The organism is Enterobacter cloacae complex sp. 372C4, assembly GCF_050030615.1.
In the GTDB taxonomy this organism is placed as follows: domain Bacteria; phylum Pseudomonadota; class Gammaproteobacteria; order Enterobacterales; family Enterobacteriaceae; genus Enterobacter; species Enterobacter intestinihominis.
The window spans coordinates 3,201,168-3,220,789 of record NZ_JBLGUQ010000001.1 but is presented as its reverse complement, the minus strand read 5'-3'; the positions used below and the strand labels follow the sequence as shown (position 1 = coordinate 3,220,789).

The 19,622-nt window shown below is 50.9% G+C and carries 28 protein-coding genes and 1 tRNA gene; all 29 read right to left on the bottom strand.

Annotated features, from left to right (window positions below):
- Position 1: 1 nt before the first annotated feature.
- Complete coding sequence (locus tag ACQG11_RS15725) at positions 2–757, bottom strand: hypothetical protein (protein ID WP_426728550.1); 756 nt, start codon at positions 755–757, stop codon at positions 2–4.
- Positions 750–2,168 carry a baseplate J/gp47 family protein gene (locus ACQG11_RS15720; protein ID WP_426728549.1) on the bottom strand — a complete coding sequence of 473 codons (1,419 nt, stop codon included), beginning with the start codon at positions 2,166–2,168 and terminating at the stop codon, positions 750–752. The genes ACQG11_RS15725 and ACQG11_RS15720 overlap by 8 nt, the downstream gene beginning before the upstream one ends.
- Before the next feature lie 65 nt (positions 2,169–2,233).
- Positions 2,234–2,575: a hypothetical protein gene (locus ACQG11_RS15715; protein WP_426728548.1), complete on the bottom strand. Its 342-nt coding sequence runs from the start codon at positions 2,573–2,575 to the stop codon at positions 2,234–2,236.
- Positions 2,575–3,249 (bottom strand): Gp138 family membrane-puncturing spike protein, encoded by a 675-nt coding sequence (locus ACQG11_RS15710; RefSeq protein ID WP_411356060.1) that lies wholly within the window; start codon positions 3,247–3,249, stop codon positions 2,575–2,577. The genes ACQG11_RS15715 and ACQG11_RS15710 overlap by 1 nt, the downstream gene beginning before the upstream one ends.
- Positions 3,249–4,184 (bottom strand): phage protein, encoded by a 936-nt coding sequence (locus ACQG11_RS15705; protein ID WP_426728547.1) that lies wholly within the window; start codon positions 4,182–4,184, stop codon positions 3,249–3,251. The genes ACQG11_RS15710 and ACQG11_RS15705 overlap by 1 nt, the downstream gene beginning before the upstream one ends.
- Positions 4,159–4,500, bottom strand: coding sequence for a phage baseplate plug family protein (locus ACQG11_RS15700; RefSeq protein WP_006809747.1), 342 nt, complete (start codon positions 4,498–4,500; stop codon positions 4,159–4,161). Before ACQG11_RS15700 ends, ACQG11_RS15705 begins: the two co-directional genes overlap by 26 nt.
- On the bottom strand, positions 4,497–5,213 hold the full coding sequence (locus ACQG11_RS15695) for a phage baseplate protein (RefSeq protein ID WP_063948569.1): 717 nt from the start codon (positions 5,211–5,213) through the stop codon (positions 4,497–4,499). The genes ACQG11_RS15700 and ACQG11_RS15695 overlap by 4 nt, the downstream gene beginning before the upstream one ends.
- Before the next feature lies 1 nt (position 5,214).
- The gene (locus ACQG11_RS15690; RefSeq protein ID WP_426728546.1) at positions 5,215–6,786 is read right to left on the bottom strand and encodes a tape measure protein; all 1,572 of its coding nucleotides are present in this window, start codon (positions 6,784–6,786) and stop codon (positions 5,215–5,217) included.
- Between the two features lie 161 nt (positions 6,787–6,947).
- A complete protein-coding gene (locus ACQG11_RS15685; protein WP_426728545.1) occupies positions 6,948–7,385 on the bottom strand; it encodes a phage tail assembly chaperone in 438 nt (145 codons plus the stop codon).
- 36 nt (positions 7,386–7,421) lie between these two features.
- Positions 7,422–7,868, bottom strand: coding sequence for a phage structural protein (locus tag ACQG11_RS15680; RefSeq protein ID WP_253541067.1), 447 nt, complete (start codon positions 7,866–7,868; stop codon positions 7,422–7,424).
- Positions 7,869–7,870: 2 nt separating this feature from the next.
- Positions 7,871–9,211: a DUF3383 family protein gene (locus ACQG11_RS15675; RefSeq protein ID WP_426728544.1), complete on the bottom strand. Its 1,341-nt coding sequence runs from the start codon at positions 9,209–9,211 to the stop codon at positions 7,871–7,873.
- Positions 9,212–9,230: 19 nt separating this feature from the next.
- Positions 9,231–9,770 (bottom strand): phage neck terminator protein, encoded by a 540-nt coding sequence (locus ACQG11_RS15670; RefSeq protein ID WP_426728543.1) that lies wholly within the window; start codon positions 9,768–9,770, stop codon positions 9,231–9,233.
- Positions 9,763–10,110, bottom strand: coding sequence for a hypothetical protein (locus ACQG11_RS15665; RefSeq protein WP_426728542.1), 348 nt, complete (start codon positions 10,108–10,110; stop codon positions 9,763–9,765). Before ACQG11_RS15665 ends, ACQG11_RS15670 begins: the two co-directional genes overlap by 8 nt.
- Positions 10,107–10,574 carry a hypothetical protein gene (locus ACQG11_RS15660; protein WP_426728541.1) on the bottom strand — a complete coding sequence of 156 codons (468 nt, stop codon included), beginning with the start codon at positions 10,572–10,574 and terminating at the stop codon, positions 10,107–10,109. The genes ACQG11_RS15665 and ACQG11_RS15660 overlap by 4 nt, the downstream gene beginning before the upstream one ends.
- Entirely contained in the window at positions 10,559–10,966 is a 408-nt protein-coding gene (locus ACQG11_RS15655; protein ID WP_058670786.1) for a DUF4054 domain-containing protein, read from the bottom strand. Before ACQG11_RS15655 ends, ACQG11_RS15660 begins: the two co-directional genes overlap by 16 nt.
- Positions 10,966–11,169, bottom strand: a complete 204-nt coding sequence (locus tag ACQG11_RS15650; protein ID WP_006809758.1) for a hypothetical protein — start codon at positions 11,167–11,169, stop codon at positions 10,966–10,968. Before ACQG11_RS15650 ends, ACQG11_RS15655 begins: the two co-directional genes overlap by 1 nt.
- A gap of 32 nt (positions 11,170–11,201) precedes the next feature.
- Entirely contained in the window at positions 11,202–12,140 is a 939-nt protein-coding gene (locus tag ACQG11_RS15645) for a DUF2184 domain-containing protein (RefSeq protein ID WP_426728540.1), read from the bottom strand.
- 9 nt (positions 12,141–12,149) lie between these two features.
- The gene (locus ACQG11_RS15640) at positions 12,150–12,659 is read right to left on the bottom strand and encodes a structural cement protein Gp24 (RefSeq protein WP_058670784.1); all 510 of its coding nucleotides are present in this window, start codon (positions 12,657–12,659) and stop codon (positions 12,150–12,152) included.
- A complete protein-coding gene (locus tag ACQG11_RS15635) occupies positions 12,659–13,759 on the bottom strand; it encodes a DUF2213 domain-containing protein (protein WP_426728539.1) in 1,101 nt (366 codons plus the stop codon). Before ACQG11_RS15635 ends, ACQG11_RS15640 begins: the two co-directional genes overlap by 1 nt.
- A 12-nt stretch (positions 13,760–13,771) precedes the next feature.
- On the bottom strand, positions 13,772–14,578 hold the full coding sequence (locus ACQG11_RS15630) for a minor capsid protein (protein WP_426728538.1): 807 nt from the start codon (positions 14,576–14,578) through the stop codon (positions 13,772–13,774).
- Positions 14,571–15,827, bottom strand: coding sequence for a DUF1073 domain-containing protein (locus tag ACQG11_RS15625; RefSeq protein WP_426728537.1), 1,257 nt, complete (start codon positions 15,825–15,827; stop codon positions 14,571–14,573). The genes ACQG11_RS15630 and ACQG11_RS15625 overlap by 8 nt, the downstream gene beginning before the upstream one ends.
- 8 nt (positions 15,828–15,835) lie before the next feature.
- Positions 15,836–17,395, bottom strand: a complete 1,560-nt coding sequence (terL, locus tag ACQG11_RS15620; RefSeq protein WP_426728536.1) for a phage terminase large subunit — start codon at positions 17,393–17,395, stop codon at positions 15,836–15,838.
- Positions 17,392–17,721: a hypothetical protein gene (locus tag ACQG11_RS15615; protein WP_045259831.1), complete on the bottom strand. Its 330-nt coding sequence runs from the start codon at positions 17,719–17,721 to the stop codon at positions 17,392–17,394. Before ACQG11_RS15615 ends, terL begins: the two co-directional genes overlap by 4 nt.
- Before the next feature lie 64 nt (positions 17,722–17,785).
- Positions 17,786–17,995, bottom strand: a complete 210-nt coding sequence (locus ACQG11_RS15610; RefSeq protein WP_426728535.1) for a hypothetical protein — start codon at positions 17,993–17,995, stop codon at positions 17,786–17,788.
- A 77-nt stretch (positions 17,996–18,072) separates the two neighbouring features.
- Positions 18,073–18,249, bottom strand: coding sequence for an Rz1-like lysis system protein LysC (lysC, locus tag ACQG11_RS15605; protein WP_194500527.1), 177 nt, complete (start codon positions 18,247–18,249; stop codon positions 18,073–18,075).
- Positions 18,230–18,574 carry a DUF2570 domain-containing protein gene (locus tag ACQG11_RS15600; protein ID WP_426728534.1) on the bottom strand — a complete coding sequence of 115 codons (345 nt, stop codon included), beginning with the start codon at positions 18,572–18,574 and terminating at the stop codon, positions 18,230–18,232. The genes lysC and ACQG11_RS15600 overlap by 20 nt, the downstream gene beginning before the upstream one ends.
- A 38-nt stretch (positions 18,575–18,612) precedes the next feature.
- Positions 18,613–19,053: a lysozyme gene (locus ACQG11_RS15595; protein ID WP_426728533.1), complete on the bottom strand. Its 441-nt coding sequence runs from the start codon at positions 19,051–19,053 to the stop codon at positions 18,613–18,615.
- Positions 19,040–19,345: a phage holin family protein gene (locus tag ACQG11_RS15590; protein ID WP_122008274.1), complete on the bottom strand. Its 306-nt coding sequence runs from the start codon at positions 19,343–19,345 to the stop codon at positions 19,040–19,042. The genes ACQG11_RS15595 and ACQG11_RS15590 overlap by 14 nt, the downstream gene beginning before the upstream one ends.
- 193 nt (positions 19,346–19,538) lie before the next feature.
- Positions 19,539–19,611, bottom strand: a tRNA-Arg gene (locus ACQG11_RS15585).
- Between the last annotated feature and the right edge of the window lie 11 nt (positions 19,612–19,622).

Sequence of the window (19,622 nt, the reverse complement as noted above, 5' to 3'; positions counted from 1 at the left end):
CTCACTTAGGCATAGCGCCGCAGAGCATCGTCCCGGTGACGCCATAGTCACGGGAGAAGATAAGAAGGTAATCGTCGTCAGCGACGCCGAGATATGAGCCGTTTACTTCAAGTACGCCTGACACTGACCCAGCTGCATCAAGATATGATCCAGCAATGAATACAGACCCACGGTTAAGTCCTAGCGCTGTATCTGTGTCTACCTGCATTGCTGTGTTATCGCCGACCTGTAACGCCTGGCCTGAATTGGTGTCTATTCCTGCCAGGGAGAATCCGTTTAGCCCATAATCGTGTGTGGAATAAGCTCTGGCGCCAGCCACAGAAGCGCGGTCGACGATGGCGTTGATGTTTGTGGGGACATAAGGTCCGGTTGCGTGAACGCTGAATGCGGCAGGATAGAGCTCAACCAATTCGACATCAGTGCTTGAAGTAGTGGTTGCCGTTACGACCATGACGTTATCTGGAGTTCCGCTAAAAGCAGTTGCCAGCTTTGCCTGCATGATTGCCCGACGATAATCATCGTCAGACATCCCATCACGCCCGACATCAACGTACTGTCCGAATCTGTCCAGCTCTATGCCGTGGGCGTTGTAAATGCTTTGCGTCAGGTAGATGTATTTAGCGCGAGCTTCAATTTCGGGATGGAGAACGCCAATAGCAGCAAAGAGATCGGGAACCTGTCCGCCTTTTTTAAGCCAGTCAGTAGGCCTTTGTCGTATCAGCGCAAGAAAATCGATATCAATCCAATCATCAGACACCTGTGACCTCCACATTGGCAGCGGAGAACGAAGCAAATGAGTTTTCAGCAACGGAAATGTTACTTTCTGCAAACGTAGTTCCGTCAGTGCTGACGGTGATGGTCATCTTCCCGATGCCGGTAGTATTGGCATAGATGTATCCGTAAATGCGCTGGGTAATAACGTCATCGCCAAGACCAAGCGTCGCACCGTAAGCCACAACACCCTGCTTGATAGCATCCACAACAGTCGCAGGTAATGGCTCCTCAGTATCCAGAAGGACAACGTCAACTTTGACGTAAATATCCACTTCTGTAGGTCGTGAAAAGTTAACGAGGTGTGGTCTTTCGTACCGGTCATATACAGTGATCGCAATTGAGCCGTATGTCGCTATGCCAGCCCCTTTGTACTTCCAGATTGCGTCAGCAATATCCTGCTCAAGACCGCCAGAAACGATAGTGTGGATGGCTTTTGGAGGAATGCTGTCCACTGTCGCCATGGTGTCGTTTTCAATGACTTTGGCTAAGGTTACGCCGCTGACTTCAGTAATCAGGCGTGTCTCAATTGCTGGGATGGTTGCAGCACCGCCAGATGATGCTCTGCTCTGGTATAAACGTTGGCGGTAATCTGTGTCTGATTCGCGATCTGAACCAGTGGCTCCCTGAACGAGGTTATTAACTCCTGTCCATCCGGTTATCGCACTTACAGGATTGTTTAATCCACCAACAGGAACGACAATCGGACCTGCTTCAGTAGCCTCAAAGATTGCCGGTGAACCAATTAACTGCCACCCAAGCCCAGCGCTAAGCGACACTGCATAACCTTCAATCAGGTTTTCAGAGGTGAGCCTGATTACTGAGCCGTTTGCTGTTGCTGAATACTGGCTTGTTGAGTCCACTACTGCGGCAAGGCCTGTAGCAATGGTGTTTACCGTGTCTCCTGCAACTTTCGTGTAGGTATGATCAACGCCAGCAATCCGAACCGTGTAACTGGTTTGTGTGTTGTTAGATACCCTCACCTCTCCATCCAGAAGCGTCGAGCGTGAGATGGTATAATCTGCCGTCAGTCTGAACTGGTAATTACCGAAAGAAGCTAAAGAACCAGAAGGAACAAGTCGTGATTCAGAGCCATAAATAACGGCGTTCACTTTTGTCGTGGTTTTGCCATGCCGGGTAATCCCACCCATCCAGTCGCCTAGAGCATCAAGGGCGAATCCCTCAGCAGAAGCAAGAAAACGGCTGGCCCACAACTCCTCTTCAGTTTCGAAGTGAATTGCGTTTTGCTCAGCTTCAATTCCGATCCACTGTCCGGTGGTCGAATCAGCTTCTCTGTTAATCGGTCCTACGACCGTTTCCATTGCATCACCGATTTCCTGAACCATCTCCGGTAATGTCGGCTTGTCAAAGCCTGTCGCAGTAATGTAATCAGCCATATGCACCTTATTTCAGGCATAAAAAAGCCCCGCACATTGGCGAGGCATATTGAAGGGGTTATTTATCAGGGGTACTGCACCAACCCGTACTCAGTGTTGGCTGTAAACTCGATGCTAAGCTTTCGTTCGGCCCGGTCAAAGTTGTAGGTAAATTCTACGATTCCGGTAACACCCTCTACAGCCAGGATTTCTGTACGGATGGCTGATAGTGCACCATTAAGCGTTACCTGCTTGCCAAGAACATCCTGTAGGTAAGGCGTTCCGAACTGGCTATCCAGGAACCACTCTCCGCGCCACAGATTAAGCCTGAACTCTATCTGCTGCCTGACTCGCTCAGCACCATCTACGTACTGAAGAAGGCCGTTAGTGAACACGACTTTGTTATCTGTAAGTCTGAAATCAATCATTAGTTCTCCGGACCGCCTGTAGTGCCACCGCTATCACCCTGGTGACGGTGAGTGCCGATTCTGATGCCATTGATGACCACATCACCAATCACCTGCATCGTCCCTGTAATGGTAGCTACCGATGTTTCACCACCTGAGCCCGTCATGCCGCCCTGGTAGGTAAATAACTGCTCAACGGTCATGCTTCCTTTAACGGTATGCAATGGGGTTGTTTCTTCCACGCCACCGGGCGCGTTTATGGTCATTTTCCCGCTGGCATCAATAGCAATGAAGGCGTCGCCAAAATACATTCTCACGTCATCGTTGCCAGGAACAGCATCGCTATATCCCGCACCTGGAATAACGTATGAGTCGATGATGTCGAATCGCCTTGTGTCATCGCTTCCATCGGTCGCCTGCTGGCAGACCACCAAAAGGCACTTATCTCCTGCCTGAACGGGGCCTTTCAGCCCAGCCTGGCCGTTTGCGAACTGCGGCCACACCATGCGTAAATCGCTTAGTACCGGGTACGCATTGGTATCACCATCAGCATATATTTTCTCACCATCAGGCTTTACCGTTACCTTGCCGCCTGAGTAACTCACAACAGTACATGGAAGTGCAGTGTTTACCGTGTCCATTTCGGAGCTTACAAGCCGCCTAAGCGCTTCTACTACATCACTGTTATCAGCCATCAGATAAACCTCAATAGCGCTTCCACGCTCCATTCCTGCCCGTGTGTATCTCCGGTGTAATGTGCTTCTTCAACCCTGAAGAACTCCCCGTCTATGCCGCGTGATTTAAGCTGCACATAAGCGCCAGGATAAATGGCAGGGTTAAGCAGTGATCTCACCCGGTAGCCCTGCACTTCAAGAGTTACTCTGTCTTTGAGCTTTGCCGTAGGGTCTTCGACATCCACCACCGTCCTGACTATACCTTTCTGACCATATTTGATGCCCTGCTTGGCGGCAGTCTTTTCTGTCATGGTTTTAGCTTCTCGGCGGGGATATCCGATCATGCCAGTGTCTTTCGACAGCACGACTGCCGTGTCTGCATAGACGCCACCCTTTTTGATAATCTGTATTTCGCTATCCTGAGCGCTCCACTCCAGCCCGAGATAATTACAGACCCTGTCCATGGCATCACGAACCCTACCGTTATAGGCATACCCGCCGACGTACTGCTTATCCTGAACCTTGCTGATGCTCTTCTTGATTGGCAGTCCAAAGTTCTTCGCCACTCCATCCAGAACGGTCATTGCTGACGTATTTGGAGGGAAGGAAACGCTTATCTTGGCGTCGCGTAAAGGTATGACGCTATCCCTTAACTCCATCTCCGTGATGATGTCAGGACCGTCCTGATACGTCAGGCTACGGCATGTTGTACCAGTGAAGATGGTGATAGCTCCGATGTCATTGACGTAGCCAGCCTTGATGATGACCACGTTATTTACGGTCTCCATCAAAGTGATTGTCGTGGGGGCGGCGTTGTAGATTTTTAGTGATGCTTCGTTGGCGGTTTTGCTGGCTGTTTTGGTGATATCGAACTCAAATCGCAGGTCTTTAATGCTTACTGCCTCACCCTGAGGCTGACCTACGATGATTTCACCCGTTCGCAGAAACAAACTCATCTATTTCTTCCTTAGTGGCATACACCAACAGGTGATCGCCTCCAATCGAATCGATATCAGGACGAACCTTTTCACCATAAGTACGGATGAAGTAGATATCTCCGGAGAAATTATCGAAACTGAAGTTCTTTAGAAGCGGGTAATTCTGTACAAGCTTAACTCCAGTTATGATCGGCAATGACTCACGGTCATAGATACCAAGCGACCAGAAGCCAAAGCGCTCATTCCATCGCAGGCGAAGCGTAACCGGTGTATCGTCGAAAACAGCCTGCAATGTCTGGTCAGTAAATCCAGCCTGAAAATTTAGTGGGGTCATGGGGTGACATTACCTATGATGTTGCCGAGATATTCCTGAAGCTTACCGCCAGAGCCAGATAACCCATCCAAAGCCTGACTCAGGATTGAACCAGTGTTCTTACCAACGTTTTTGGTTGGTGTAGCCCGGTTAGCCGTAGCTGGGTCTGCTGAGTTTGATGTCCCGGCTTTAGCGGTAGCGCCATTACTGGTCGCATCCGTTTTCCTGACGCCTACACCAGGCGGAACCTCTGTCGTAGCTGTGCTGACGATATTTGCCTGAACAGCATCTATCGTAAAATTGACCGCATCACCATCATCCACCCTTCTGGGAATGTTAATTCCCTGAATGAGCATATTCTCGTAGGTGTAATTTTTGGTGTAGATGGTTACCAGTTCGTTTGAAAGATAGAGCGAGTCAAGCAGCTTGATCGCTGTGTTAACCCTGTCTTCCCCGTCAAATCCGCTATCCAGAGCGTTTGCTGCCTGAGTTAATACCCCCGTCACCGGCGCGTTGCTTATCATGCCGGCAACGGTAATCTTTTTCGGCTGACGGATGATGTGATCTGATATTGGCGACCCGTTTTCTACGGGATTCATTGTCACATCGCGCGTCCACTCATGCGTTTCCTGATCCAGCGTGTCGAACTCAAGATTGCCGACGCCCGGGTCATTAAGCCTGAAGGTGCTATCGCCTGACGAGTTCCAGAGGAAGCCAAGCACATCAGTTGCCATGCTAACCTCCAGTGTTGAAGTTTAATGTGTTACCCAGCGCATTCCATCCGTAGTCACTGAATGCTGATTTGGCGCTATCCTGAAGGAATTTAACCTGCTCTTCAGACGTTCCGGCAGGCACTGAGATATTGCCGATGTTGACGTCTATCTTAGGGCCAGACGCTGCTGATGGCGGTGGCAATGCAAGAGATTGATAGCTGGGGAGTAGAGTATTTCCACCTTTTGCGTCCTGGTTGAAGCCTCTCACCCCTGCAAGCGTATCTGACCACATCTTAGGGATATCAAATGCACCGTTGGTTTGTACATTGCCCCATGATGCCCATTTACCTAAGTCTTCAACAAGCCATCCGGCCTTTTCTTTCAACCATGGACCGAACTTAGTAGTCCCTAGCTTATCACCCCACTCCTGCGCCTTATCCTGGCTTGAGTTAAAGAAGTTGGTAAGGCTTTTGAGGACATTCAGCGCCCATACAGCCATATCCTTCATGTCGGTGAGTGCTACTTTCAAAGAGTTGATTGAATCGGTGTACTTAGAAACCGGCCCGATCATGTCTCCAAGAAGCGACTTATTGCCATTTAGCCAAGAATTAATGTCCTCACCAACAAGGAACAGAGCAGCAAGTGCAGCTATCACCAAAAATACAGGACTTGTCAGCGCGGTAAATGCTGCGGATAAGAGATAAACAGAACCTACAAGGCCTGCTGCGCCAAGAGCTACTCCAAGCAGTTTTACGGCATTCTCTGCGCCACCAAGAGCATCGATAACTGAGTCCAGTGCATACTCGATTTTATCAGCCATCCACAGGAACTTATTTGCTACCCATGTGACAGCTCCGCTGCTGCGGTTCATTCTTGCAATAAATTGGTCCCATTTATTACCAGCGATAGTCAACGCCTGCCCTATGGTTAGTGGCATTTGTTGAAATGCTTTATCAAATTCAGGGCCAATGGTTTTTAACGCTCCGATGACCGCTTTTGTCGTTAACTTCCCATCAGCGGCCATTTTCTTTAATTCTTCACGCGGTATCTTTAATGCTTCGCCAATTTTATCGAGGAGCATTGGCGCTGCTTCTGCTAATGACCTGAATTCATCCCCCTGCAAAACTCCAGACCCAAGCGCCTGTGCGAGCTGAAGCAAAGCCGATGATTGCTCTTCTGCTGTTGCTCCGCCAACAACCATAGCTTTTGAAACGGTATCAGTAATCGACAGAAGTTCTTCTTGTGAGGTGACGACGCTTTTTGCGGCATTTCCTACGCGAAGATAAAATGTTGCGTATGAGTCAATGGACTGACGTGAGTCTGCGGCGTGCTTTGCAACTTCATCGAATGCTGTTGCGGAATCTGTAACGGTCTGGCTTAGCATGCCAATACGCGCCTCAAAAGACTGCATGCTGTCGGCTGTTTTTGCGATATTTGATATAGTTACCGCACCAAATACTGTAGCCAGAACACCGCCAAGCGCACTGAATGACTGGATAGTTTTATCAACTTTCCCGTCAACCTTATCCATTCCTCTGCCTACCGTATCAGAACCGGTTAACCCCAAGCGGATCAGCAATTCTCGAATAACCATTTACTTCTCCATTGGCGAGTTCAGATAATCGGTCATCTCTATGAGGGCGTTAAGCTTGAGCAGGTCTTCGCATGTGATAAGGCCTGACTTCACCTCTGCAACCGTACACATATTTCTCATTATCGGACGCCACACCCATAGCTCTGTTTCAACATCTCCCCTTAACTTTCCAGGGTCGCGCTTTTCGCCAGTGACTGGACCCGATTTGCCAGCTCTTCTGGGCTTAACCCAAACAGGGTGAGAACTTTCGTAAAAAAAGGGGTGAAGTTGAGCTTCAGCACTTCCCAACACAGCTCGAAGAAGTCGAACAGAGTGTCTACGGAGAACACGAGGTTCATTGCGTTAGGGCTGTCAATTTTTTTCTCGTCAGTAACGCTGAATGTTGATGAGTCGCGCAGGATAGGAATGATGACATCCTCCAGCGTTTTCTCATCGATGCCGGCCAGTAACTGAATGGCGTTTGCATCACCGCCTGAAGCCAGGCCTTTATCAAGCAGCGTCTTCAGTTTTACTAAGTGCTTTGCCGCAGCGAAGGCGTTCATTTTGGCGGCTTTAAACTCTTTGTCACCGATATGGAAGGTAGCGAATTCCTGAGACATATGGACCTCAAAAAAAACCGCCCGAAGGCGGCATTGTTAAACGTTGTTACCACCGAGGGAGAATTTCAGGTCAGCGCATTCAAAGGTGTAAATGCGTTCACCGACCTCGTTAGTTGAGAAGGCCACGTCGCCAAGCTGATAAAGCCACGCCTGACCTGCTGCAATTACAGTGCGACCAGAAAAGTCAGTTACTGATACCGGATAAACAGCCTTGCCGTCCTGCGTTAATGAATCAAGGTTCATCAGTGCAGATAGTTCATCGTTTGCCGTGGATGTCTGCAAAAGATGCAGCTCGATCTGCCCACGCTTATCCGTTACTCGCGCACGACCTACTGAGCCATCGAGACCAGCACGTGATTCATAGAAGTTGGCGTTCTTACGAGCCGTAATGGAGTCTCCATCACTGAAGCCGGTTAATAGCAGTGGGCCGATAGTGACAAATACTTCTGAGCCGTCATAAGAGCCAGTTAATTCAGCAGCCATAATTAGCCCTCGTAGCTATAGGTAAGTGAGCCGGTGATTTCGACCACCTGGATTGCGCCAGCCAGAAGCGCCACAAACTCGATATAAAGAGTGCGGGTAGCTTTGATATCAGCAGATACGTCGGCTGCATTAGGGTAAGTGATACGGAAGCCAGGGATTGTGTTGCCTTCGCTGTCACGCTCGTCAGGAGCGATTCCACCTGCCTGCTGCCCCTGAATAAGTGAACCGTTCAGGTTGTTGACGATGAGGGCAATGCCGCCATTGGTGTAAGGCACCTTCTTCTGGCGGATCATCAGAGAAGCCATGTTCTTCTGAATGGTGTCTACAAGCCAGTCACGGAATCGCACAATATCAATCCATTCGCCAGATGCAACCTTGCCTTTGTTAATCAGGTAGGTGTTTTCTGCGTACTGTTCGTAGGCGTTGACGTTCTTCTGGAAGATGTAGCTCTGCTCTGTGTCGCTGAACTTGCTCGGCGTGATAGCTGCCAGTGTTTTGAGTGCCCACGTTTCGCCACCGGGCGCGATGGTGAAGCATCGACCCATCCACGCCATTTCAGGATACTCAGTCGCGGCTGCCTTGTGAGCAATTAGTGCTGTACGCAGATATTGCAGGCCCTGCAACTGCGATGCGATATCGTCATCAGCTGACGTCCAGATATCAGCAGTATCGCTGCATGCGAAGAACAGTTTCGTCTGCGTTTCAGCCCATGCCGCTGCATCCTGAATTAGTGCGTCACCACGTTCTACCAGAGCAAATCCGTACCAGCCAGGGTCTTCCTGCTGAATGGCGTTAAGGTCCGCTTCTAATCCGTCCGCTGAGCCTGCGGTTGCGATTGACAGGTTGGTTACTGGCTTAACGATGGTTGCTGTCTCAGGAACCTTCACTACCAGGTGCAGCCCTTCAGCATCAGCGGTGCTGGTAAACAATGCATCAACTACAGATTGTGCCGCCAGCGCTGTTTTCAGGCCGGTATATACGTCTGACACATCATCACCACTCGCTGCGGTATACGTTACGGTGGTGCCATTCACACTGAACGTGAAAATGTTGCCAGTTGTGATCGTCGCGTTGGTTACTGTCAGGTCTACAGAAACGGCGTTTCGTCGACCTACCCATGCCTGATTTGGGCGCGGCGTCTGACTGAATACTGCTGAGAGCGCTTTGAGCGTCTGCGGGTCAAGTCCGTCCTGCTGCGCCGCGCTGTAGCTTGAATATTTACGGATTCGCTCACTGAATGCCGTTGTCGGCGAAACTGCAAGTGGAATGCCGAATGACGCCTTCGCGATACTCGCTGTGTCCAGCGAAATATTCACGTTGGCAATCTGGCTTAGATTTGCCATTGATGAAACTCCGTGTTGATTAGTCGGATGTGACGGCGATAGTGAGGTGTGTTTCCATTCCGCCGATGTCGCCTGTCGCATCAACGGTTTCTATGAGCCCTACGTTATCCGTGTACTTGCCGGTGTAGCGGAATGTAAGGTCTACATTCGCCATCGCTTCGAAGTTTGCTTCATCTCGCAGACCTGTAAGGTCGTTAACCTGGGCGCTGTTTGCGATAACGAATTTTTCTCTGCGCATCAGGTAGCGTGATGTGGTTTTACGGATGTTATTAATCAGATCGTCGCAATGCTCTCGTGCGCTTCCGCCGTACACATTAACCATCACCGTTCCTTCTCTAACGCCGTGTGACGGCATTACACCCTCATCATCTACTTCGCCATGCTCATCCCTGCCTAAGGTCGTGCGCGTTGATACACGAAGCGTGGCATAAGGCAGAGGAAGACGGGAGTTATTCTGATTGGCGTAAGCGAGAGGTACGGATAATAGCTGGGATAAAACACGGTAAGCGGCAGACTCTACAGCATCAGGAACGAAATTTGATACTGAGGTTTCAGCCATCGCGTTTCCTTACCACATAATATTTATAGTGGAGTATGATTCCGTTTTGCCATGGCTCGCGATGCTTAACTTCGTAGTTGAAGCCATCAATAACGACAAGTGCAGGCTGAGCCATGGGGAAATCATCAGTAATCTGAAGCTTAGTGTCGCTGTACAGCCGGCGATAATCAGTTAACCTCCTCCCTTCCTCCAGGCTCTCAATCTCCTGCGTATCTTTTATGCTTTGCACGCTGAAGTAAGCGGTGGACTCTGTCATTAGCCCATCAACAATGACGCCGTTAACCAAAGTCGAAGGCGATGGAGTAAATACCTGATAAGGCCTGCGAAACGGATTGCTCATTGTGACCTTCCGTAATCATGAATGGCGAAGGTGACTGAATTAAGCATTACGCCAGTGTCTATAAGCGGCTTTGATGAACCCTTCAGCGCTATCGTCACTGGAGAGTTTGGAGTCCAGGTGCCACCAGAAATACCCTTCTTGACGCCATCCACCATAAATACGCCAGCCGCATTCAGAAACTGAGAAAAGGTAGCTCTACCGAGGAGAATTTGCGTTACTCCATTTGTAGCGAACTTTTCCAGCCGAGAGACCGATGTGTCGAAGTATGTGCGCATGAATGGGCGTGATGGAATTGTCCTCGTGCCGAATTCGTTCCATGCTGCGTATTCAGCGACAAGCACTCCATCATTAACCTCGCCCTTCTGGATGCCGACAACTACCTCTTTGTTTCCGGTTGCCTTGAGCTCTCGCCTTAAACTTTCCCATTGCCGCTTGTTGTCTGTGATTTTTACGGACACAAGCATCCCCCCACGACTCCGCGAGTCATAATCGAGAATCCTGCCCCCCTCTTCTTGCGGAGCAGTTGCAGCAGGTTTCCGTATGTAGTCCCGCTGAGGTAACTGGAATCACCTGATACGTTGCCGTAAGTAATTGCCAGATCACCTTCCTTGCGTGAGAGGATGCGACCAGATGATGTGGAGCCGTTATCAGAGTAACCGCCAGGCGATGCCATGATATGGGCCGCCATTAGAGCCAGAGCTACGTTATATGCGTCTCCGTACTCGTCTTCGCAGACAAACAGTGATGCAAGGTCGATGTAGCCCTGAACAACCTCATCAGGAACAGCCGCAAATTCAGGCGCTAGCTTGCGGAAGATTTCCAGAGGCGTAAGACCTTCAAATGCGGCAATGTTCATTACTTCTTGTCCTTCTCTTTTTTCTCTACCTGACTGGCGGTTACGGCTTCATCTTTGTCAGCGAGTCGCAACTCACCTTTAGTGATGGATGCCTGCACCGTTTTGTTGTCCTTCCAGGAATCGTCGACTTCGGCAGTCTGACCCGGCGCCAGTTTCTGGCCGGCGATGTAATACAGTCGTGCTGATGCGTTGGTAATCTTCATTGGTGTTCCTTAAGAAAAGAGGCCGAAGCCTCTTAAATGCCTTTGATGAGATGCAGAGTCAGCGGCAGGTAAACCTGTACGCCGGTAGCGCGGCTGTGACATGGAATCTTGAACGCCAGGTTGTTAGCCTGAGGTGGCAGCTGTTCGAACGGCTGCGGGATTTCCATGGATGCGTTATCAGCGTTACGCTCCATTACCAGAGCGGCCTTAGTGCCTGAGCCATCGATGTCTTCCAGCTCGTTAACACGAATCCACTGCATACCAGGATACTGCTGGTTGAAGAAGGTCATGTAAGACGTGTTGGTGTTTGGCATCGGCTTGGAAAGGATTTTAAAGGCGCTTGGCGGCAGTGCGATCACGTTCGCAGAGTGCAGGCCTTTAGTTACCGTTTCGATTGCTGATACTGCATCTTCCAGTTCACCAGAAGCGATATCGCCTGTAGTCCATCCAGCAGAGGTAGTTACTGGAATGTTCGGGTGATCCAGAACACCGACGATCTGATAATCATCATCGCCGTAGAACGCCAGGTCATTAACCTTCACGTCGTGCGCTCGACGGGCAGCGTTAGCCAGACGAGTTGGCAGATTCTTACCGGTTGCCTGAGATGCTCGGATTTCCATCAGGCTGTATTCGTAGAAGTTACCCAGGCTGAACACCTTGCCGGTTTCTTCACGATAGTTAACGCCGACATTTGGCAGGTCGTCAGAGTAGTCAGCGATGATACGCGCCATGCCTACTGCATCCCATACGCCGTAAGTGAACGTTTTGGCGTATGAAGGGATTTCTGATGTGACCGGGAAGAGAGTGGTCGCAGTCAGTGCAGGGTATTCGACTTCGTAAACCTTGGTTTTAACGTAGTCCAGCTCACTAGCCAGGAAGATTGACTCGCCTTCATCCAGTCGAATGCCGTTAGCCGCCGCGCCGTGTTCAATAGCGAACAGGTCCGCTTCGTCGTAATTCATCTGTTCCATTATTGTTCCTTATGCGGTTGGCTGTGTGGTCTGGTTGCGGATTTGAACTTCAGCCAGGTTAACTGTTGCGCCAGCGCTGTTTTTGAAAGTGGTAAACTTACCAGTAAACACCCAGCCCAGAGCCAGAGAGCCACCGGTTGCTGCAACCTTGCCAGCGTCTGCGCCAGAGGTCAGAACGTTAACGCCTGTACCCATGGTTGGTGCTGCTGATAAGGTAGTTACAGCCCAGATTCGGCCCCATGTCATCACGTTGACGGCATCGCCATCTTCATACTGACCGGTTACACAGCCGTAGTGACTGAATCGGCAGATACCCATCAGGTTTGCTGCATCGCCAGCCGCAGATACTTGTTTAACTACGCGCTTGTCGTTAGCTACTGATACTCGAGCTACCACATAGCCAGGCTTGATCGCACCCTGTGCTGCGTTGCAGCCGTCTGTGATTTGATGGGTTGAATCTGAACGCATGCCAGGCATTGCGATCTGCATGTCGTTATCGTAGGAAGTCTGAACAGGCATTATGCTGTCTCCTTTTTGCCGTGCAGGCGGTCGAGGTATTTTTGGCGAGCAGCGGCAGAGCCTTTAGGTTCAGCGGAGTCATCGCGGGTTTGGGCTTTGTCCTGATTGACGATTTTGCGCTGCTGCTCCATAGGTGCTGACTCAATCGCCATGTCGAACGCGACGTTGATATAGGTGTCGTCTTTGCCGTCGAGCTTGATGGATGGCTTCAGCTTGGCTACAACCGCTTTCTTGACGGCAATATCATCCAGTCCATCAAACTTGATGCCGTGCTTCTCTGCTTTTGCTTCGAGTTCGGTGCGAGCTTTAATGGTTTTCTCTGCATCTTCGCGAGCCTGCTTCAGCTTGTTTTCAAACTCTGCTGCGTCAGCTTTCAGAGTGTCGCGCTCTGCTGTGATGGTGGAGATGGTTGTTTGCGCTTCGGACAGCTTGGTATTAGCGTCCTCTGCATCCTGTTTAAGGGCGTTGAACGCCACGACGACTTCAGGAGAAGCATCGTACTCAAGCCCGTTGTCGAGTCGCAATTTCTGCATTGTTTTACCTTTTTGTTGGTTGTCGTCATCGTCTAAGGTGATTTCTTCATCACCGTCGAGATTCAGTGTTGCTACATCACCGGCCCGGGCTTTAGATACGAGCGCGAGATGATTGATGCGGATGTTTCGCTGAACGGCGTCATATGGCTGACCGTTCCATTCGCCTGGAGTCTCATCGAGGTCGAGTCGGTAGCCGAGGGATAGTTGCTTTGTCCTGCCGCTGGTTGCTGAGTTAATGGCGTTCTCGTCATAGACCATGATTGGCACTTTGACGTTTTCACCATCCTGTCTGCCTGGCTCAAGCATGGTTCCGACCATGTGCTTTTTGGCATTACGGGAATTAACCGCCCCCGGGTGACCGATAGTGATCGGCTTGCCCTTGAAGCTAGCCAGTGAGTCAGCGTTGAATACTTCTTCAGGTGGGCGTAGCTCACGCCTCACCGAGCCATCTGGATTTCGGTACAACTGGATGCCAACGCGGCCCACTACCGGCACGTCCTCCAGATAACCATCCTCGTTCACGGACGCACGAAGCTCTCCCACATCGAAGCGAGATACTGTTTTCATGTTTTGCCTTATTTATTCGCCGATATCGAAAACTGAACCAGACCAGTCTGGCTCTGCGTAACATCGACACCGAACAGGTTGCCCGGGATGTCCATCAGGCGGCGGTTTGCTCCACTTGTAGGAATTCCCCTCTCGCGCTCTGTGCTCTGGCCTCTCGCGTTCATCAAGTACGCCTCGCCATTTGTAGCCAGTTACCCCGGCATCGGCCTGACGCTGCTTTGTGAGCGCTGAATTAGCCTTGCCTATCTGGTCAACTGAGATCAGCTTTGCCCGCCTCTCAGTGACACCATAGCGCTCCTGAATCTGCTTCTTGATAGTGTCAGCACTTGAGCCGTTCATTACACCGCGCTGGATGATGCCTTCCATGTCCGACAGTTCGTCAGCAGGAATGGATTTAATCAGCCTGGTGTTCTCTGACACCCATAACTCCTGCATCTCTCTCAGCCATGGCTCTGCGCGATAAGCATCAACACCAAGCGCACCTGATGAGACTGGAGCAGTTGTCTGGCCGGCAATAACAGCCTGCGAAGGTGGAATGTCATAGCCAGTTCCACCCTTCACAACCAGCCGCCATTGCTTGTCGTTAAACTGACTCGTTAGCGCGAAGAAAGACGGAAGTCTGTCAATTACTGGCTGGAAGATGCGGTTGCCAGCATTGCGGAGATAAGCCAGTACAGCCGACATATCGTCTTTCCAGCCATCGAACCTGATATCACCATATGCTGAGTTGATTTCTTTGTTGAACTGCCTGGTAGCCTTTACAAGCGCGTTGGCGTAGTCACGTTCTATGCCGTAGGGATGGAGCCATACTTTAGCCATTGCTCATCTCCGGATAGACGTAGCCTCCACGTTTTTTCAGTGTGGCGATACCTTCATCGTTGCTAACCCATCCAAGCTGCGAATAGCGTTCATCAGCCTGTGACCACTGGTTAGCCGTCTCTGCCTGCTCTTTCTCTGTTGGTACTGAGAGAGGATTGAACTTAATCGTCCAGGTTTTATCGGTGGTGAGGAAGTTGACCACCTTTTCTATTGCGGGTCGCGCCTCATCCTTCTGCTTGCGTCCAATCAGCTGCTTCCATGATTCAGGAACGGTGGTTTTATCCGCGCTCTGACCAGATGGCGTTTTGGTGAACAGGATTTGCTCATCGATGCCGGTCAGCGCTGATATGCGTAACTGCTTGCGGTCCTGTACATCGACTACGCCCTCCAGAGAGCCATTAAGCAGCTCGTACTTCTCAGTGTTTGCGTCTACGCCGATGGTGTTGCCGTTGCTGCGCGTCATATCGACCATGTTGAGACGAGCCTGAACAGCGTCTCTACCCTCACCATCTTTGCACAGGTCAGCCAGGTCAGCAGCAGACCAGACACCCTGCTGTTTACGCTCAAGAAGGCTTGTAGCATGTGCGTGGCTCATGCCGTAATCAGTCAGCGCCTGATAAACACCCTGCAAGCATGAAGCGCCCCACCCCTGATTCTGATGACGAATCTGGTTAGGCAGTCGCTCTCCGTCGAAAACATGGCATCTGCTGGCGTGAACGTAATAAGGCGTTCCTGATATAGGGTTAATCTGGTACTGAGTAATTTCGCCGTATGTTGCGCTTTCAGGATTGGTATCGCGCAGGAAAGGCTGCACCTGATAGCGGTCGTACACACGGACAAACTCAAGTTCACCTTCGCCAATTGGTGACTGAAGGTCTCCGCCATCATTAACCCCGAATAGCATCAACGAGCCGCCATATAAGCGAGCCCATGCCACTGCGTCCGTAAACTGCTGCGTGAGGTTCAGCTCATCCCAGCGAGACATGATCTCCGGCTCATTGTTTGCGCCGTCTACGGTGAAGCCAGCACGAAACATTTCGTCGGCTACTACGTCGATGATGCGACGACCTAACCCGTCACCGAGATAGATGCTGTCAAGAGTCGCTTTGGTTAGCAGGTGCGCTGTACGGATACGGCTATAGGCTGACCTGTCACCGCCTGTTCCGATGTTCATGAACACGTTTTGATAGCTGTCCATGTTCAACTTCTTGTCGATTTTCTTTTGCTGCCTGTTGTTGCGTTTAGCCATGTGAGTTCTCAGCTTGCAAGCGCCTTGAGTCTGCGTAGGGCATCACTGCCAAGGAGTAATTCCTCAGTCACGGCGTCGATAAGGTTATCCACGATGTCGTCGTGGTCGTGAGTGTCGTCGTAGGTGAAAGCACTGTGCTCAGCGATAAACTCTGAGGAGAATGAAGCTTCAGCAGGAAGATAGACACGCTGTGCTTTGACTACCGGCAAAACGTCCATTGCCCGGGTAACTTTGTCTTTGTTTCGCTGAAGAGCGGTTATCTTGATTGGAAGCTTCTTCTCAAGGTTCTGAATAAGAGCTGTGCCACTGGATTTATCTTCAACGTAGATTTTTCTCAGCGTTCCTGCTTCCCGATTCTTACGCCACGCCTGAGAGATAAACGCTTTGAAGTTTGTTTCTAGCTCTGGCGCTTTCCACTTGCCGCGCTCCATGTGGATTAGATAGAGGTCGTCTTTGTAAACGCCCCACTCGCACAGTACCGACCAGTCGTTATGGTTAGCCGTCTTCTGCGCTGTATCTGCGGTAGTGAATCGGTATTCGAAGCGTTCAGGCTCCGGTTTATCTCCGTCAGGTCCGTATGTCTGCCACCATGAACCATCAAACACGTTGCCGCCTAGCTTGATAGGCTTCTGCATGCCCTGAGACATGAAGGTGTATTCGTCCGTGTCCCACTGGCGACAAAGGTCGCCTACATATTCGTTGGCAGGCCAGTATGACCAGTAGCCCCGCATCTTCTCGCTGTCTTTGACGTCATTCCAGCAATGCTCCTGAAGCCATTCTGGTAATGACTCGATATAGGCTTCATCAATAAGCGCAGGGATGATGACGTGCTCAAAGTCGATACCCATTGCACCAGACAGCATGAATGCACTGCTGTCGTCTGTGTGCAGCCGCTGCTGAATGGCGACAATTGGTGTCGGGTTCTCTTTTGACTTATTGGCACGACGAGAGCGGATGGTGTTGGTTAATGTCTGCTGTGCCTTTTTTCGCTTAACCTCTGAGAAAACATCAAGAGGCTTGTCGAAGTCATCAAGGTTTATCCAACCTGAAAAGCCGGGCATCTGATAACCGCCACGCGATCCGGTAATCTGACCACTTGCCGCACGGCTTACTACTTCGGCTTTAACCTTTCCGTCATCGTTCAACAATTGCCATTCGTCAGCCTGATTAACGCCTAGCGAGTGAGGCCATAGCGTCTGAAACTCAGCTGACGTGATGATTTCTCGGCTTCTGCGGCTGTTACGCTTTGTCAGGGTATCGCTGAAGGAAATATTGAGGTTTCTGACCTTCTGGCAGTTCAGCATTGTCCACACTGGCGCATGGATGCTTAACATCTCAGTTTTCCCGCTGCCTGGAGGAACGTTGAAGACAACATTGCGGCGTTTTCCGGCAACGATATCCTCAATCACCTGCGCAATGTATCGGTGATGCCAGTTAACTGACCACTTCTCACCCTGCAACAACTGAAAGAATATGCGGTTAAAGGCCAGAAATGAGCGCTCGGACAGGACTTTGATGGCTTGGCGTTCTGCTTCGCTCAAATCTTCCCATTCGAGTATTTGGCTCATAGTTTGCTCAATATGCTGTTAAGCGCCTTTTCGTCTACAGCTACGTTATGGTTGTGCTCAATTGGCCCGCCACCGCTACCTGAATGTTCCATAGGCTGAGTGGCTTTACCGTAGGCGCGATCCATTATTTCTTTTGCTGCTGACACCTTTGCTGCGGCAGGTGCTTCGTCGTCACGTAGTATCTTGACTAACGCCTTAACCGCTTCCTCGCCGTAGGTCTGGGCAATCAATTTGACGTCTGCGGTCACCTTGTTTGGTGTTCCTTTTTGGCGGCCACCAGTCTTTGGGGTTCCTGCTGGCCTACCTGGTTGCTTCTTAGTAGGCATTTCTATGTCCTTCTAAAATAGAAATTGTCATTATCGAAGCCCCTCGCAAGGAGCTTCTGTAATGTCATTCAGCCTTTACTGCTTCGATGCTGAAGCCGTGAATTCTGCTGAGGGGTACACCGTGGGTGTCCAGGCCATTTTTAATAATCAGCACCCCATCACGAATGTCTGGCTCATTGCTGCTCTGCCAGCCGACCTGCTCAGGTGGCTTTCCAGAATCGTGTCCTTCCTTGGTCAGGAGCATTACTTTCCAGCCCTTGATTAAAGTACCCATTGAGCTATTTCCCTTCGGTCTGCTTATCCCATTCCTCGCGGAACTTGGAAGGGTTATCAAAGCCCTGTGTGCATTGATTATTTTTCATGCTGCCTTTCCTCTTCGATTTTGCGGATTGCCGCCTTATCCAGATTGCACTGCCCCAGCGCCGTATAGAGCTGAGCGTTTAACTCCAGACTTGCCTGCCAGGTGAACGGAACCACCATTCCGGGGATCGGCGTGTCTGCGGTCAGGTCAGCGCTTATCGGTACCACTGGGGCCGGAACGTAAACTGTCTGCGTATTCCCGCAGGCTGTCAGCAGCGGCAGAAGGCACAAGCTGGTTAGCGCACGGATCGCCTTCAAGCACCTGTCTGATGTAGACAATGCGCGTCTCGCCATTTTGAGCCAGTTCGTTCTTTGCATTCTGGGTAGCCTGTGAGATATCACGGATGAGGTTCATCGTGGTGATCACGTTGTTGGTGATCGTCTCTGATGTGTTTGCCCTGACCGTCGCCTTATCGCGCTGGTCTTTGTAGGTGATGGCATTATCGCGGTAGTGGTTCACGAAGAACACCAGCACGCCGATTACCGCCAACACCAGCAACTGCAACCAGTAACGCCTTAGCAGCGCGCCAATCACGACAGGAACAGAGCGCGCTCCGCCTCACGCCGACGGGTCAGACCGTTCAGCACCTTCCCACCAGCTTTATTCCAGCGCAGGAACTCATCGGCAGCGCCAGCGTAATCACCGACGTTGAGTTTTCGCAGCAGGGTCGATGTCGACAGTGACCGGGCGCCGAGGTTATACGTGAACGACACCAGAGCATCGAATTGCCCTTGAGTCAGACCCACTTTAACCAGGCGGGACACGTCGCTTTCGTAGCTGACAAGCCCGGTCTTCAGCAGTCGTTCTGCTGTTTCCTGCTTAATCGTCATCCCGGCGCGAATTGGTTTCCCGTCGACAGGCTGAGTCCAGCCATAACCGATCGTCCAGACGCCAACGCTGTCCTGGTACGCGGTAAGCTTGCAGCCTTCGAACTCTTTGATCAGGGCAATGCCTTTATCACTGGTTTGCATTCTTCATCCCCGTCAGGCGTTCCCAGAAGTACGTTAGCGCCACGGAGCCCATCGCTCCGCTAATGCCAGACGTAACCAGGATCATGTAAAGGCTAAGCCCGCTTTCAACGCTGATCAGGCCACCAATGAGACCGGTAAATCCGGACACTGCGATCTGCGCCAGTGCGTTGATCCAGCTCCAGGTGGCTTTGTTCTGCTTAACGTCAATAAGGTATCGGACCAGACCGCCCCAGCATGACAGAGCAAGGACAATAAGCCATGACACTCCGGCAATGCTTTCTTTATCTTGCATACGTTTAGCCATATCACCTCCGAAAAACGGGGTGCTGTTTGTGTAGTGGGGAAAGGCCGTCAGACACGATAGCTACGTGGCATCTGGAATTGATTGTCTGCGGCCTGAATAAAAAACCCGGCGACAGGCCGGGAAGATGAGGGTAAGGCAATGTCGGCTCTCTGGCCGAAGGGTCCCAGGTAGCGGGATTTAGTTCGCCTGGCTGGATTCGAACCAGCGACCAACCGCTTAGAAGGCGGTTGCTCTTTCCTCTGAGCTACAGGCAAATAAAAAGCCC

Coding starts and splice junctions, on each gene's coding strand:
- ACQG11_RS15720 (WP_426728549.1), bottom strand. CDS start 2,168: ATGGCTGATTACATTACTGCGACAGGCTTTGACAAGCCGACATTACCG.
- ACQG11_RS15715 (WP_426728548.1), bottom strand. CDS start 2,575: ATGATTGATTTCAGACTTACAGATAACAAAGTCGTGTTCACTAACGGC.
- ACQG11_RS15710 (WP_411356060.1), bottom strand. CDS start 3,249: ATGGCTGATAACAGTGATGTAGTAGAAGCGCTTAGGCGGCTTGTAAGC.
- ACQG11_RS15705 (WP_426728547.1), bottom strand. CDS start 4,184: ATGAGTTTGTTTCTGCGAACGGGTGAAATCATCGTAGGTCAGCCTCAG.
- ACQG11_RS15700 (WP_006809747.1), bottom strand. CDS start 4,500: ATGACCCCACTAAATTTTCAGGCTGGATTTACTGACCAGACATTGCAG.
- ACQG11_RS15695 (WP_063948569.1), bottom strand. CDS start 5,213: ATGGCAACTGATGTGCTTGGCTTCCTCTGGAACTCGTCAGGCGATAGC.
- ACQG11_RS15690 (WP_426728546.1), bottom strand. CDS start 6,786: ATGGTTATTCGAGAATTGCTGATCCGCTTGGGGTTAACCGGTTCTGAT.
- ACQG11_RS15685 (WP_426728545.1), bottom strand. CDS start 7,385: ATGTCTCAGGAATTCGCTACCTTCCATATCGGTGACAAAGAGTTTAAA.
- ACQG11_RS15680 (WP_253541067.1), bottom strand. CDS start 7,868: ATGGCTGCTGAATTAACTGGCTCTTATGACGGCTCAGAAGTATTTGTC.
- ACQG11_RS15675 (WP_426728544.1), bottom strand. CDS start 9,211: ATGGCAAATCTAAGCCAGATTGCCAACGTGAATATTTCGCTGGACACA.
- ACQG11_RS15670 (WP_426728543.1), bottom strand. CDS start 9,770: ATGGCTGAAACCTCAGTATCAAATTTCGTTCCTGATGCTGTAGAGTCT.
- ACQG11_RS15665 (WP_426728542.1), bottom strand. CDS start 10,110: ATGAGCAATCCGTTTCGCAGGCCTTATCAGGTATTTACTCCATCGCCT.
- ACQG11_RS15660 (WP_426728541.1), bottom strand. CDS start 10,574: ATGCTTGTGTCCGTAAAAATCACAGACAACAAGCGGCAATGGGAAAGT.
- ACQG11_RS15655 (WP_058670786.1), bottom strand. CDS start 10,966: ATGAACATTGCCGCATTTGAAGGTCTTACGCCTCTGGAAATCTTCCGC.
- ACQG11_RS15650 (WP_006809758.1), bottom strand. CDS start 11,169: ATGAAGATTACCAACGCATCAGCACGACTGTATTACATCGCCGGCCAG.
- ACQG11_RS15645 (WP_426728540.1), bottom strand. CDS start 12,140: ATGGAACAGATGAATTACGACGAAGCGGACCTGTTCGCTATTGAACAC.
- ACQG11_RS15640 (WP_058670784.1), bottom strand. CDS start 12,659: ATGCCTGTTCAGACTTCCTACGATAACGACATGCAGATCGCAATGCCT.
- ACQG11_RS15635 (WP_426728539.1), bottom strand. CDS start 13,759: ATGAAAACAGTATCTCGCTTCGATGTGGGAGAGCTTCGTGCGTCCGTG.
- ACQG11_RS15630 (WP_426728538.1), bottom strand. CDS start 14,578: ATGGCTAAAGTATGGCTCCATCCCTACGGCATAGAACGTGACTACGCC.
- ACQG11_RS15625 (WP_426728537.1), bottom strand. CDS start 15,827: ATGGCTAAACGCAACAACAGGCAGCAAAAGAAAATCGACAAGAAGTTG.
- terL (WP_426728536.1), bottom strand. CDS start 17,395: ATGAGCCAAATACTCGAATGGGAAGATTTGAGCGAAGCAGAACGCCAA.
- ACQG11_RS15615 (WP_045259831.1), bottom strand. CDS start 17,721: ATGCCTACTAAGAAGCAACCAGGTAGGCCAGCAGGAACCCCAAAGACT.
- ACQG11_RS15610 (WP_426728535.1), bottom strand. CDS start 17,995: ATGGGTACTTTAATCAAGGGCTGGAAAGTAATGCTCCTGACCAAGGAA.
- ACQG11_RS15595 (WP_426728533.1), bottom strand. CDS start 19,053: ATGCAAACCAGTGATAAAGGCATTGCCCTGATCAAAGAGTTCGAAGGC.
- ACQG11_RS15590 (WP_122008274.1), bottom strand. CDS start 19,345: ATGCAAGATAAAGAAAGCATTGCCGGAGTGTCATGGCTTATTGTCCTT.